The 12,517-nt window shown below is 34.8% G+C and carries 17 protein-coding genes; 12 read left to right on the top strand and 5 right to left on the bottom strand.

What is annotated here, in order from left to right; genetic code table 11:
• Positions 1-22: 22 nt before the first annotated feature.
• Positions 23-511: a DUF3993 domain-containing protein gene (locus tag ILS93_RS07710; RefSeq protein ID WP_046956444.1), complete on the top strand. Its 489-nt coding sequence runs from the start codon at positions 23-25 to the stop codon at positions 509-511.
• Positions 512-628: 117 nt separating this feature from the next.
• Here the strand turns inward: ILS93_RS07710 and ILS93_RS07705 are convergent, their stop codons facing one another.
• Complete coding sequence (locus ILS93_RS07705) at positions 629-865, bottom strand: glutaredoxin family protein (RefSeq protein WP_000717880.1); 237 nt, start codon at positions 863-865, stop codon at positions 629-631.
• A gap of 233 nt (positions 866-1,098) precedes the next feature.
• Here ILS93_RS07705 and ILS93_RS07700 point away from each other — a divergent pair, with 233 nt between their 5' ends.
• From ILS93_RS07700 to ILS93_RS07655, 10 genes are all read left to right on the top strand, one after another.
• Positions 1,099-1,335: a YkuJ family protein gene (locus ILS93_RS07700; protein WP_000055151.1), complete on the top strand. Its 237-nt coding sequence runs from the start codon at positions 1,099-1,101 to the stop codon at positions 1,333-1,335.
• A 216-nt stretch (positions 1,336-1,551) separates the two neighbouring features.
• Positions 1,552-1,701 (top strand): hypothetical protein, encoded by a 150-nt coding sequence (locus ILS93_RS07695; RefSeq protein ID WP_064474939.1) that lies wholly within the window; start codon positions 1,552-1,554, stop codon positions 1,699-1,701.
• A 74-nt stretch (positions 1,702-1,775) separates the two neighbouring features.
• Positions 1,776-2,294, top strand: coding sequence for a ribonuclease H-like YkuK family protein (locus ILS93_RS07690; RefSeq protein WP_000896655.1), 519 nt, complete (start codon positions 1,776-1,778; stop codon positions 2,292-2,294).
• Between the two features lie 108 nt (positions 2,295-2,402).
• Positions 2,403-2,594 (top strand): antirepressor AbbA, encoded by a 192-nt coding sequence (gene abbA, locus ILS93_RS07685; protein ID WP_000817795.1) that lies wholly within the window; start codon positions 2,403-2,405, stop codon positions 2,592-2,594.
• Between the two features lie 170 nt (positions 2,595-2,764).
• Positions 2,765-3,208 (top strand): cyclic-di-AMP-binding protein CbpB, encoded by a 444-nt coding sequence (gene cbpB, locus ILS93_RS07680; protein ID WP_000623572.1) that lies wholly within the window; start codon positions 2,765-2,767, stop codon positions 3,206-3,208.
• Positions 3,209-3,349: 141 nt separating this feature from the next.
• A complete protein-coding gene (locus ILS93_RS07675) occupies positions 3,350-4,234 on the top strand; it encodes a transcriptional regulator CcpC (protein ID WP_222660281.1) in 885 nt (294 codons plus the stop codon).
• A gap of 71 nt (positions 4,235-4,305) precedes the next feature.
• Complete coding sequence (gene dapD, locus ILS93_RS07670) at positions 4,306-5,028, top strand: 2,3,4,5-tetrahydropyridine-2,6-dicarboxylate N-acetyltransferase (protein ID WP_064474940.1); 723 nt, start codon at positions 4,306-4,308, stop codon at positions 5,026-5,028.
• Between the two features lie 61 nt (positions 5,029-5,089).
• Positions 5,090-6,220: an N-acetyldiaminopimelate deacetylase gene (locus tag ILS93_RS07665; protein WP_222660279.1), complete on the top strand. Its 1,131-nt coding sequence runs from the start codon at positions 5,090-5,092 to the stop codon at positions 6,218-6,220.
• Positions 6,221-6,474: 254 nt separating this feature from the next.
• On the top strand, positions 6,475-7,341 hold the full coding sequence (locus ILS93_RS07660) for a hypothetical protein (protein ID WP_046956446.1): 867 nt from the start codon (positions 6,475-6,477) through the stop codon (positions 7,339-7,341).
• An 83-nt stretch (positions 7,342-7,424) separates the two neighbouring features.
• Complete coding sequence (locus ILS93_RS07655; RefSeq protein ID WP_000504032.1) at positions 7,425-8,090, top strand: potassium channel family protein; 666 nt, start codon at positions 7,425-7,427, stop codon at positions 8,088-8,090.
• A gap of 38 nt (positions 8,091-8,128) precedes the next feature.
• Here the strand turns inward: ILS93_RS07655 and rnjA are convergent, their stop codons facing one another.
• Both rnjA and ILS93_RS07645 read right to left on the bottom strand, forming a co-directional pair.
• Positions 8,129-9,796 carry a ribonuclease J1 gene (gene rnjA / locus ILS93_RS07650; RefSeq protein WP_000670370.1) on the bottom strand — a complete coding sequence of 556 codons (1,668 nt, stop codon included), beginning with the start codon at positions 9,794-9,796 and terminating at the stop codon, positions 8,129-8,131.
• A 4-nt stretch (positions 9,797-9,800) separates the two neighbouring features.
• A complete protein-coding gene (locus ILS93_RS07645; RefSeq protein ID WP_000576445.1) occupies positions 9,801-10,013 on the bottom strand; it encodes a DNA-dependent RNA polymerase subunit epsilon in 213 nt (70 codons plus the stop codon).
• A gap of 548 nt (positions 10,014-10,561) precedes the next feature.
• Here ILS93_RS07645 and ILS93_RS07640 point away from each other — a divergent pair.
• Positions 10,562-11,335, top strand: a complete 774-nt coding sequence (locus ILS93_RS07640; RefSeq protein WP_064474942.1) for a Cof-type HAD-IIB family hydrolase — start codon at positions 10,562-10,564, stop codon at positions 11,333-11,335.
• A gap of 58 nt (positions 11,336-11,393) precedes the next feature.
• Here ILS93_RS07640 and def read toward each other — a convergent pair whose 3' ends face one another.
• Positions 11,394-11,948, bottom strand: coding sequence for a peptide deformylase (gene def / locus ILS93_RS07635; protein WP_016086516.1), 555 nt, complete (start codon positions 11,946-11,948; stop codon positions 11,394-11,396).
• 165 nt (positions 11,949-12,113) lie between these two features.
• Positions 12,114-12,260: a YjcZ family sporulation protein gene (locus tag ILS93_RS07630; RefSeq protein ID WP_000274561.1), complete on the bottom strand. Its 147-nt coding sequence runs from the start codon at positions 12,258-12,260 to the stop codon at positions 12,114-12,116.
• Positions 12,261-12,517: the final 257 nt, after the last annotated feature.

Here is a 12,517-nt window from a genome sequence, read left to right as displayed (position 1 = left end):
TTCTTAAAAGGAAGGTGAAAAAATGAGGAAATATGGAATATGGTTAGTTCTATTTGTATGCGTTGCCTTTCTAGTTGGTTATAGTGTCACAACTGTTTTAGGAAAAGAGGAAGCGAAAGTCGATCGGGAAGAAGTGTTTACAACGATACAAAAGGGCTATGAAACCCAATTTTCAATTCGTGGGAAGCATTTGCCGATGAATAAGATGATAGAAACGTTATCACCATATTTTACAGAGAATTTCCTTCAAGTATTTACAGATGAAAATAGTAGAAGTGATAAACAAAGTGGTGAATATTTACTTCCAGCAAAAGAAGCGCCGTTTTCTTTTCATTCAGAAACGAAAATGTCATATGATGAAGAGCATAAAATTTTATATGTATATGAGCGGGCGAAAAGTGGACAATATCAAATTGTAACATTGCAAAGAGATCAAGGGAAATGGAAATTGGCCGGATATCATGAAAGTCAAGAACTTTTAACTGAAATAAAACGATTACAACAATTATAAAGTGAAACTGTAATCGGTGGGGGATGTTCATCTCTCACTGATTAATAGCTCGCACCAATCGGGCTATTACTGCCCACAAATAGTGGGATAAAAATAAGAATAGGTCTTTACCTATTCTTATTCAATATTGAGTAGCTGTTGTAATTTTTCAATTTGAAAACCAGCAACAACTTCTCCATCAATTACAACTGTTGGAGTTGAATACGAATCATAGTCGTATAAAAGACGATTGCGTGCAGCAGCGTCTTTTTTTACGTCAAACTCTTCATATACAACGTTATTATGCTTTAAAAATTCTTTCACAATGACACATGGCGGACAATCAGGTTGTGTGTAAACCTCAATTTTTTTCATTGTAATTCCTCCTTTTTTCTGTTTTTTATTATATTCTTCCAGTATAAAAATCGCAATAAAGAAGGGAAAAGATGTTCTTTCTGTTTTTTCCTTCGCATTTCGACAAATTTTTAGTTGAGTTTCTGGCCAATAACCTTTATCCTAGACTGTGGAACATTTTTTCTGTTATGACGGATAGAATGAGTATAGCTGTAAAACCTATTGGTAGGAAGATCAGAGAAAGGAGAGATTTCATGTCTCTACTCCAAGGAATTTTAACTCGACTTGTTAGTCTACAAGAACAAGCTGAAAGCGGTGAAGTAGCACAACGCTATTTTGAAGTGAACGGTGAGCGCAAATGTAGCGTGAAATTTTTCGATAAAAGTGAAATGTATGAGTTAGAAGTGTATCAACAAGGTGAAAAACCTCAAGTGTATCAATTCGATAATATCGATATGGTTGCAATTGAGATTTACGATATCATTTCTTGATACATATAAAAAAGGTGTTGCCATATGGCAACACCTTTTTTAGTTCTATTACTTTTTAGCATATAGGTATAGGGATTTTTCATTTTTCCTACAATGGTAATAAAGTGAAATTGTAATCAGTAGGGCTTCTTCGTCCTATACTGATTATTAGCCATCACCAATTGGGTGTTTACGGGTAGCAAATAGCGGGATAAAAATAACGAGGAGGTGTGTTGTATGGAACGTTTACCAGTTGTGGTTTGTCCTAAATGCCACAATTCTGCTGAGATTATTCATGTATTAACGGCTCAATCGAATCAAAATGTAATTTATACGTGCCAAGTTTGCCATTATGTAATTCGAAATATTGAAACGAATAAAGGGTAGGAAGTTATAATTTTTATTTTTGTCCCATACAATGAGAATACGAAAAGTCTGTCTAATTGAAAGGACGTGACTATGTGGCCGGTGAACATACATTTTATAATGTTTCAGAGAGACATTTAAATTTTGATATGGTCTTTAGCCGTATTTGCAGTTTCATTGAAAAGGATCCACGAAATTTATATCGCTTATCCATTGGGACAGACTCACAAGCACATCAAAAGGATACGAGGTTTATTACGGCAATTCATATTCATCGCGTTGGAAAAGGTGCCTGGGGGTGTTTACACCATAAATCAGTAAAAGATAAGCCAGCAACTTTACGTGAGAAAATATATTTAGAAACGCAGTTTAGCCAAGAAATTGCATGCCTATTTACTCCGAACCATATACAAACAATATGGGATTTATTGCATCCATATGCTCAAGAGGGAGCTGGATTTATAATGGAAATTCACTTGGATATCGGAAATGATGGTTTAACAAAAGAATTTATTCTAGATATGACAGCGAAAATTCAAGCGATGGGATTAACAGCAAAAATTAAGCCAGATGCTTATGCGGCGTTTAGTTATGCAAATCGATATACGAAATAAAAAACAATTTTTATATATCCCCCACTAAAAACTGAATATTACATCTATTAAATAGGTTGAAAATTATATATAATAAGAGTAACGATGCGAGTATAAGGAGAGGGGTATATGAAAAGGGAATTTGTTTTAACAGAAGAAGAAGAGAGTTTGTTACTAGATATTCTATTTCAGCAAAATTATGCGAGTGAAATTTTATCTGTGGAAATTACAGATATTGAGAATGGTTTAAAACAGACAGATGTGACGCAATATAAAAAAATCACAAGGTTATTTTACAGATTAAAAAATAAGGGGTATTAAGCGCTACCGGAATGGTAGTCTTTTTTTTGTGTTGTATGCTAAAATAGCTGTGTAATTTTGTTTTTATTGAAATAAAGTAGGGACAAAATAATAATATGAAAACGCTGTCATAAAATATGAATAGAATCGGTGATTAAAAGTAGGAAAAAGGGAAAATGGGGGGATGTAACATGATTAGTATTCCGAAAGACGAGTTTCAACAAATTTTTGTGAAAGATTTAATGATTTCATCAGAAAAAGTAGCACATGTCCAAATGGGGAATGGTTTAGAGCATGCTTTACTCGTTCTTGTGAAATCTGGATATTCGGCGATACCTGTTTTGGACCCGATGTATAAATTGCATGGGTTAATTAGTACTGCCATGATTTTAGACGGTATGTTAGGGCTGGAACGTATTGAGTTTGAAAGACTTGACGAAATGAAAGTAGAACAGGTGATGAAGGAAGACATTCCGGTTCTTAAGTTAGAAGATTCGTTTGCAAAAGCTTTAGAAATGACAATTGATCATCCTTTTATTTGCGCTGTCAATGAAGATGGGTATTTTGAGGGGATTTTAACACGTCGGGCTATTTTAAAATTGTTGAATAAAAAAGTAAGGCAACATAATCGATAATGTGAGAAAAGTGACTTCATAGAAGCGGAGAAGTCACTTTTTTTCGTGCATATCAGTTGTGTATGTATTATATTTAAAAAGATAAAAAATATAAGAGTATATAGTTAAATTAAGGATGAAAAGCTTATTGAGATAAGGTGTATGGAAGCTAAGGAAAGAGGGAGAAAGTTGCAAATTGATGATTTTCAAATGATGGTTGTGTTAGCTCAGGAATCAAATATGAGAAAAGCGGCGGAACGTTTATTTGTTTCACAACCTGCGCTTAGTCAACGATTACAATCTATGGAGAAACAATGGGGAATGAAGTTTTTTATTCGCTCACAAAAAGGATTGACAATTACACCTGAAGGGGAAAAAGTCGCAAATTATGCAAAAGAAATGCTACAAAAGGAAGAGGATATTAAAAGTGAGCTAGCTGTTTTTAGAACAGAAACTCACGGAACGTTAAAAATAGCTGTTGCATCAGTTATTGGTCAATATTGGCTTCCTCCTGTTTTGAAGAAGTTTGTACATAAATACCCTTCTGTGAAAATATCGCTGTTTACTGGCTGGAGTAGTGAAGTGCAAAAGCAATTTTATGAAGGGGACGTTCATGTTGCTATATTGAGAGGAACACAAGAATATAAAGGTCAGAAGCAACAATTATTTGAAGATGAACTTTATTTAGTGGATAAAGAAATAAAAGATATTACAATGTTAAAAGAAACAAATAGACCATTTATTCAATTTAAAAGTGATTCGAATTATTATGGACAAATACAAAATTGGTGGTATGGTTTATTTTCTAATCCACCTAAGAGAACAATTGTGGTTGATCAAATTGAGACTTGCAAACAGCTCGTTTTAAATGGTATAGGTTATGCTCTTTTACCTTCTACTGTTTTAAAAGAAGTACAGGAAAATATGTATAAAACACCTGTTCAATTAACGAGAGAAACATGGTTATTGACGAGTGAATCGGCCAGACAATTGAAGCAAGTAAGGGCATTTTTAGAAATTATAGAAGAAATTCAAATGGAAAAATAGGATTATTATCTTGCTACTCGCTCTATCGTTTGGTAGAGTAACATTATAAATGGATTTAGGAGGCAACAAGAATGAAAATGATGGACGCTAACGAAATTATTTCGTTTATTCAAAAAAGTGAAAAGAAAACTCCTGTAAAGGTATACATAAAAGGGGATTTAAAAGAAGTAACATTCCCTGAAACGGTACAAGCATTTGTAAATAAAAAGTCTGGTGTATTATTTGGAGAATGGTCTGAAATTAAGACAATTCTTGATGGAAATAGCAAGCACATCGTTGATTACGTTGTTGAAAATGACCGTCGTAATTCTGCAATTCCAATGCTTGATTTAAAAGGTATTAAAGCTCGTATTGAGCCAGGCGCGATTATTCGTGATCACGTTGAAATCGGCGACAACGCTGTTATTATGATGAATGCAACAATTAATATCGGTGCTGTAATCGGTGAAGGTACTATGATTGACATGAACGCGGTACTTGGTGGACGTGCAACTGTTGGTAAGAACTGTCACGTAGGTGCAGGTGCAGTACTTGCAGGTGTTATTGAGCCGCCTTCAGCAAAACCAGTTATCGTTGAAGATGATGTTGTAATTGGTGCAAACGTAGTTGTGTTAGAGGGAGTTACAGTAGGTAAGGGTGCAGTTGTAGCAGCAGGAGCTGTTGTAACAGAAGATGTACCTCCATATACAGTTGTTGCCGGTACTCCAGCACGTGTAATTAAAGAGATTGATGAGAAGACAAAAGCAAAAACTGAAATTAAACAAGAGCTTCGTCAATTAAACCCAGAGAAATAAACACAAAAAAAGCGTAAGAGCATAACAGGCTCTTGCGCTTTTTATAGATAGAGGTGCAAAAATGGCAGTAAGCAAATTCGTTCAAATTCGTAGAGACTTACACAAAATACCGGAAATTGGATTTAAAGAGTGGAAAACACAACAGTATATTTTAGATTACATAGGAACGCTTTCGAATGAATATGTGGAAGTGAAAGTATGGAAAACAGGTGTCATTGTTAAAGTAAATGGAAAAAATCCAGAAAAAATTATCGGTTATCGCGCAGATATAGACGGTTTACCAATTACCGAAGAAACTGGATATGAGTTTGCTTCTATTCATGAAGGAATGATGCATGCATGTGGACATGATTTGCATACAACAATCGGTTTAGGCCTTCTAACAGTAGCTGTAACAGAAAGAATAGATGATGACCTTGTGTTTCTATTCCAACCAGCTGAAGAAGGACCAGGAGGGGCTCTTCCTATGTTAGAGAGTGAAGAGTTAAAAGAATGGAAGCCGAATATAATTCTTGGTCTTCATATTGCACCTGAATACGCTGTAGGAACAATTGCCACAAAAGAGGGGCTATTATTTGCAAATACATCAGAGTTATATGTTGATTTGAAAGGGAAAGGTGGACATGCAGCCTACCCGCATACTGCAAATGATATGATTGTAGCAGCAAGTCACCTTGTTACACAACTTCAATCTGTTATTAGTCGTAATGTGAATCCTCTTGATAGTGCAGTGATTACAATCGGAAAAATAACAGGTGGTACAGTTCAAAATATCATAGCAGAAAAGTCTCGGTTAGAAGGAACGATCCGAACGTTATCAGTGGAATCAATGAGGCGTGTTAAAAGTAGGATTGAGGCAATTGTTGCAGGTATAGAAGCTTCCTTCCAATGTGAAGCTGTTATTGACTATGGAGCGATGTATCATCAAGTATATAACCATGAAGTATTAACGAGAGAGTTTATGCAGTTTGTAAGTGAACAAACTGATATGAAGGTAATTACATGTACTGAGGCAATGACAGGGGAAGATTTTGGTTATATGCTTCAAGAGATTCCTGGATTTATGTTTTGGCTTGGGGTAAATTCAGAATATGGTTTACACCATGCGAAATTAAAACCAGATGAAGAGGTTATTGAGAAAGCTATCGCATTTTTAGATCAATATGTAAAGTGGAAAGGAACTAGAAAGTAAACTCGCTCGCCAACTTTGCAAAAACTTACAGCGGGTACTTGTTAGTTCCAAGACGAAAACATCTTTCATATTTGTTTTGGATACACATTGGCATACAAATGGATAAAGTAATGAGCAGCGGTTTTGAGCCGCTGCTCATTATTCATTATCGCTTATTGAGAAGATGATTAGTTAACTAGCTTATATATGTTTACATTTCGTGTAGAAAGTGTGTAAAATCAAGGTGAAACATAGAAAAAAGGGTGGGGAATTACGTGCAAATTAGCAGTGCAATGTTGTGTTTCGTCTTATATGCGTATGTTATTATTGCGGCGGTGTATTTTGGGATAAGTTTTTATGCCTACCGTTTAGTAGATAATCACGAATATGACGAAACATATAAATGGGTGAAAAGATATTTATCACCTGTATTAGAAATTATGAATGGGTTTGTGCTCTTTTTATTTATTGGATTAATTGCTTTCTCGACGAGTTTAGTAGGGAATAAAACGACATTATTTGTACTAGGTATCATTATTTTTATGTTGTTAGGGATACGGATTGGTAACACAGTGTTTTGGAATGAAAGAAAAGTAGATGGTTGGACTGGAATGTTAATCCCGTGTATGTTAGCGGCTATCGTGACAAACATAGAGCATGAGTATTATCAATTACATTTTTGGCTTATTATCGTTTTAACAATTCTTTCAGTTTTGTACATAAGTACGGTAGTACTCACATACATTGCACATGAAAAAGGTGATGTTAAAGGAACGCGCTTCTTTAGAGGGCGAGCATTATTTTGGAGTGTGCCAACGATGGCTGTTATAGGAATTATTGCGATATTAGTAAATGGATATCAATTTACTAATTGGCAACTGTTTTTAGAAAATTGGTGGATTTTCATTATTTCGTTTATCGCTTTTTTAGGTGCAACACATTATTTATTCCATCAACATCATTATATATTGGCATTGCTATTCGCATTTACACAACTATTATTTGCTTTCTTCGGACAAGAAACGTTATTATTCGTTTTTGAAACATTTAGTTCATTTGGAAATATATTTGTATTTGGTATGTTGATTTTCAGTATCGCATTTTATTTACAACAGTATTTTTATATGCAAAAACAAAAATAAGAATGATATACAGGTTTTTGTAGCAAATCTAAAGTATGTTACAATAAAAATACATAGTATTCGATGTTATTGGAGGAATTCCTGTGGGTGAAAAAGAGAAAGAATTTGCTGTCATTGGGCTTGGACGTTTTGGTGGAAGCATTTGCCGAGAACTCGCTCAATTAGGTATGGAAGTAATGGCAATTGATTCAGATGAGGATAAAATTAATGAGTTTGCAAATATAGCTTCACATGCTGTAATTGCAGATTCAACAGATGAGATGGTATTAAAAAGTCTTGGTATTCGTAATTTTGATCATGTAGTCGTTGCTATTGGAGATAATTTAAATTCAAGTATTTTAACAACATTAATTTTAAAAGAGTTAGGTGTAAAAAATATTACTGTAAAAGCTCAAAATGATTACCATGAAAAAGTGTTAAGTAAAATAGGGGCAGATCACATTGTGCACCCCGAGCGTGATATGGGAAAAAGGATTGCTAATAATATTGCATCAAGTAATGTATTAGACTATCTTGAGCTTTCAGATGAGCATAGTATTGTAGAGATTATTGCAAATAAAAAAATTGATGGTCATTCTTTAATCGAATTAGATATTCGTGCGAAGTTTGGATTGAATATTGTAGCGATTAAACGTGGTAAAGAAGTTATTGTATCTCCTCGAGCTACGGAAAATATTCAAGCGGGAGATATATTAATTGTAATTGGTCATGACGATGAAGTAGATCGTTTTAAACACTTTTTAAGATAAGAGAAAAGGACAATACCATGAAGGTATTGTCCTTTTTCTTATATTTCCATAATGATTGGTAAAATCATTGGGCGACGTTTCGTTTTCTCATATAGGAATGGTGCTAATGTGTCTGTAATTTCATTTTTAATTTCAGACCATTGTGTTGTTTTACGCTCCATTACTTTTTCTAAATGAGTTGTAATTAATGTTTGAGCATCATTAATTAAATCACTACTTTCGCGCATATACACGAAACCACGTGAGATAATATCAGGTCCTGCTGCAACTTTAAACTCTTTCATATCAATGCTTACAACTACAATAACAAGTCCTTCTTCAGAAAGAATACGACGATCGCGTAATACAATATTACCGATATCTCCAATACCATTTCCGTCAATATAGACAGATCCAGATGGTATTTTACCAGCTACGCTTGCTTCATCAGAACGAAGAGCAAGAACATCTCCATTATCCATGATGAAACAGTTTTCTTCTGGAATACCACAATCGTTTGCTAACTTCATATGCATACGTTGCATGCGGTATTCACCATGAATTGGCATGAAATACTTCGGTTTAATTAGACGAAGCATTAGTTTTTGTTCTTCTTGTCCACCGTGTCCACTCGTATGAATGTTTGACAGTTTTCCGTGGATTACATCAGCACCAGCACGATACAACATGTTAATTGTACGGCTTACACTAATTGTATTACCAGGGATTGGTGAAGAAGAGAAAACAACTGTGTCGCCAGGAATGATTTGAATTTGACGATGAGTACCATTAGCAATACGTGAAAGTGCTGCCATTGGCTCACCTTGACTACCTGTACATAAAATAACAACTTTATTAGCCGGTAGGCGGTTTAGTTGAGCTGTATCTATAAATGTATCCTTCGGACAGCGAATATAACCAAGGTTTTGTCCGATTTCAATCGCCGCTTCCATACTGCGACCGAACACAGCTACTTTACGATTGTTTTCAACAGCCGCTTCAACAACTTGTTGTAGACGATGGATATTAGATGCAAAGGTTGCAAAGATAATACGACCTTCTACTTTGCGGAAAATATCTTGAATACTATCACCAACACGGCGCTCAGACATTGTAAAGTTTGGAACTTCACTGTTTGTACTGTCAGATAAGAGACAAAGTACGCCGTCTTTTCCGATTTCAGCCATTTTTGTTAAGTCCGCTGGTTCACCGACTGGTGTGAAATCAAATTTGAAATCGCCAGTATGAACAACTTGCCCTTGAGGTGTTTTCACAACAACTCCGTATGAATCTGGGATACTGTGAGTTGTACGGAAGAAGGAAACAGATGTCTTTTTAAATTTAATAACATCATCTTCTTGAATTTCATAAAGTTTTGCTTTACGAAGTAATCCGTGCTCTTCTAATTTGTTTTTGATTAGTGCAATTGCTAATTTTCCGCCATAAATCGGGATGTTTACTTGACGTAATAAGTAAGGAATTCCACCGATATGATCTTCGTGACCATGTGTAATGAATAATCCTTTAATTTTATCTTCGTTTCGCACAAAATAAGTGTAATCTGGTATTACATAATCGATTCCGAGGAGTTCGTCTTCTGGAAATTTAATTCCAGCATCAATAATAATAATTTCATCTTGAAATTGAACAGCATATGTATTTTTACCGATTTCACCAAGTCCACCTAAAGCAAAAACGGCAGCTTGATCATTCTTTAGAAATTTCATATGACTATACGATTTCCGCTAATGTTAAATCAGCGTTTTCTTTTTCATATTCAAGATGAGCACCAGTAACAGACTGAACGAACTCGATATTATATGCGAACTTATTTAATTTCTTACGAACATCCTTTTCAGACGTAGCCTCTAAATATAAAACTTTTGTATTTTCACGTACTGGAACCTCAGTCAATTTTACTTGATAAAATACTTTAAAAATCATTTGGAAAACCTCTCCTTGTCTATGTTTTGCATTATCTGTTACTTATTATAAAGCAAACAGTCACGATTTTCATGTTTTTTCGAATGAGAATGAAGAAAAAGCCCGAAATGGGCACAATTTAAGCGATTGTCTTTTTACGGACTAGATCTTTTAAATAACGCTTGAGCTTTTTCTTCAGCTTCTTCAGCATGATTACTCCTTCCTTTCCTTATTTAAAACATGCATATTACTAGTGAAAACTCCGTCTCTGATACTAAGAAAGAAGACAAAAGTGAATGTTGAATCTTGTCCTTTCTCATACAGGGAAAGTTATTCTATAGTAACGATTAGTAGCCGTTAGTTATAGGTATAGTATGAGAAAGAATAGAAAAGAAAATTCATACGAACAAGTATCCACATTTTTTACTAATATATATATGCAGGTTTCATAAATAAGGTCAGAAAGTGAACGCTTTCTTCACAGATGTTTAATATGTTATACTTTTTTTTAGAATTTGAAAAGCGATAATCAAAATAGGAATATAGAGTAACAGAAAGGATTTTGACAAATGAATGATAAAATTGTCTTTTTTGATATTGACGGAACATTATTAGATCACGATAAGAAGATTCCGCAATCTACACGAGATGCAGTAAGACATTTACAAGAGAAAGGTGTGCATGTAGCAATTGCAACAGGACGTGCGCCATTTATGTTTGAGGATATACGTGAGGAACTCAATATACATAATTATGTTAGCTTTAATGGACAGTACGTTGTATTTGAAGATGAGGTAATATTTAATAACCCGTTACATCCAGCTGCCTTACATAAGTTTACTCAGTTTGCAAAACAAGAAGGATATCCACTTGTATATCTGGATCATCAAGAAATGAGAGCATCAGTAGAATATCATGATTATGTGAAAGAAGGTTTTGGAAGCTTAAACTTTGAACATCCGGCATATGAACCTGATTTTTATGAGAAGCGTAATATTTATCAAACTCTGCTTTTCTGTGAAGTGAATGAAGAGGAAAAGTTTATTAATCAGTATCCAGACTTTCATTTCATTCGCTGGCATGCGTATTCAATGGATATTATTCCAAATGGTGGTTCGAAGGCAAAAGGAATTGAGAAATTCATTGAAAAATTAGGATTTAACCGTGAACAAGTGTATGCATTTGGAGATGGCTTAAATGATTTAGAAATGATCGAAGCAGTTGGGACAGGTATTGTGATGGGGAATGGTCACGAAGACTTGAAAAAACTTGCAAATTATGTGACAAAGGATGTTAGTGAAGACGGCATATATCATGGCTTAAAATGGGCTGGATTGCTATAAGTGAATATGGAACCCATTTCATATAAAAAAGGCGGAAGATTAACTTCCGCCTTTTTTATTATCGCTCTAGAGGTTTTGAATCATCAGGAGCAGCAAATGGATTTTCTTTATTAATGTGGTCATAGAACATAACACCATTTAAATGGTCAATCTCATGCTGAAATACGATTGCTGGTAAACCTTTTAAACGTAATTTTACTTCTTCGCCGTTGATAGATGTTGCTTTCACTGTAATTCTTGTGTAACGAGGGACATAACCAGGTACTTCGCGGTCTACTGATAGACAGCCTTCCCCGCTTTGTAAATATGTACGTTCAACAGAATGACTAATGATTTTTGGGTTGAATAATGCATGACTATATAACGTACCGTCCGTATCAGTTACATGAACCGCAATCATTTTCTTTGAAATACCGATTTGTGGAGCTGCTAATCCGATTCCAGGGCGTAAACTATATTTTTCAGCCATTTCAGGATCTTGGCTATTTATTACAAATTCAATCATTTCTTTAAGGGTAGTTGTATCTTCTTCGCTCGCCGGCATTGAAACCTCTTCTGCAACGTTTCGCAAAATAGGATCTCCTTCGCGAATTACATCTTTCATTGTAAGCATATGTAATCTCTCCTTTCTTCTTTAGTCTACCAAAGGAGATGGAAAAAGTCATCGACAAGTAGGGAAGCGCTTTGGAAAGCGTTCTACTATAGAATATTTATGTATGTAATAAAAAGAAAAGACGGCAAAGCCGTCTGTTTCTTTCCATAGTTGTTTCATTTTACATTAGCGAATGCAAGCAGCACCAACGATAATTAAAAGAATAAACAACACAACGATTAAGGCGAAGCCGCGTCCAGACCCGCCACAAGAACCGCCATAACCGTAGGAAGGATTTGAACAAGTTGGATAGCAATATGAGTATCCGTACATGAGATGACCTCCTTTATCATTTCCCGCTAACACTGCGGTTACTATAATGTATGGAGGGAAGGATAGAAATGTATGGGTAATTACCTATAAAAGGAAGAAGAGTTTGTATATTTTTGCTAAGAAGAGAGAAAAACTAAAGAGAATTAAATCGTTTACATATTATTCTAAGAGAAAAAATAAGTTGAAAAGGGAATAATATAACAGTAGGTTAATGCTTACTAATACAGATGTGAAAAATAAAAACACGTTTGTGTAGA

Source organism: Bacillus sp. 16GRE42 (genome assembly GCF_019837435.1).
GTDB lineage: Bacteria > Bacillota > Bacilli > Bacillales > Bacillaceae_G > Bacillus_A > Bacillus_A wiedmannii.
This window is presented reverse-complemented; position numbering and strand designations above follow the sequence as displayed.

What these genes read in the sequence shown, in the direction of transcription:
- ILS93_RS07710 (WP_046956444.1), top strand. Translation starts at nt 23, where the DNA reads ATGAGGAAATATGGAATATGGTTAGTTCTATTTGTATGCGTTGCCTTT.
- ILS93_RS07705 (WP_000717880.1), bottom strand. Translation starts at nt 865, where the DNA reads ATGAAAAAAATTGAGGTTTACACACAACCTGATTGTCCGCCATGTGTC.
- ILS93_RS07700 (WP_000055151.1), top strand. Translation starts at nt 1,099, where the DNA reads ATGTCTCTACTCCAAGGAATTTTAACTCGACTTGTTAGTCTACAAGAA.
- ILS93_RS07695 (WP_064474939.1), top strand. Translation starts at nt 1,552, where the DNA reads ATGGAACGTTTACCAGTTGTGGTTTGTCCTAAATGCCACAATTCTGCT.
- abbA (WP_000817795.1), top strand. Translation starts at nt 2,403, where the DNA reads ATGAAAAGGGAATTTGTTTTAACAGAAGAAGAAGAGAGTTTGTTACTA.
- cbpB (WP_000623572.1), top strand. Translation starts at nt 2,765, where the DNA reads ATGATTAGTATTCCGAAAGACGAGTTTCAACAAATTTTTGTGAAAGAT.
- ILS93_RS07675 (WP_222660281.1), top strand. Translation starts at nt 3,350, where the DNA reads ATGGAAGCTAAGGAAAGAGGGAGAAAGTTGCAAATTGATGATTTTCAA.
- dapD (WP_064474940.1), top strand. Translation starts at nt 4,306, where the DNA reads ATGAAAATGATGGACGCTAACGAAATTATTTCGTTTATTCAAAAAAGT.
- ILS93_RS07665 (WP_222660279.1), top strand. Translation starts at nt 5,090, where the DNA reads ATGGCAGTAAGCAAATTCGTTCAAATTCGTAGAGACTTACACAAAATA.
- rnjA (WP_000670370.1), bottom strand. Translation starts at nt 9,796, where the DNA reads ATGAAATTTCTAAAGAATGATCAAGCTGCCGTTTTTGCTTTAGGTGGA.
- ILS93_RS07645 (WP_000576445.1), bottom strand. Translation starts at nt 10,013, where the DNA reads ATGATTTTTAAAGTATTTTATCAAGTAAAATTGACTGAGGTTCCAGTA.
- ILS93_RS07640 (WP_064474942.1), top strand. Translation starts at nt 10,562, where the DNA reads ATGAATGATAAAATTGTCTTTTTTGATATTGACGGAACATTATTAGAT.
- def (WP_016086516.1), bottom strand. Translation starts at nt 11,948, where the DNA reads ATGCTTACAATGAAAGATGTAATTCGCGAAGGAGATCCTATTTTGCGA.
- ILS93_RS07630 (WP_000274561.1), bottom strand. Translation starts at nt 12,260, where the DNA reads ATGTACGGATACTCATATTGCTATCCAACTTGTTCAAATCCTTCCTAC.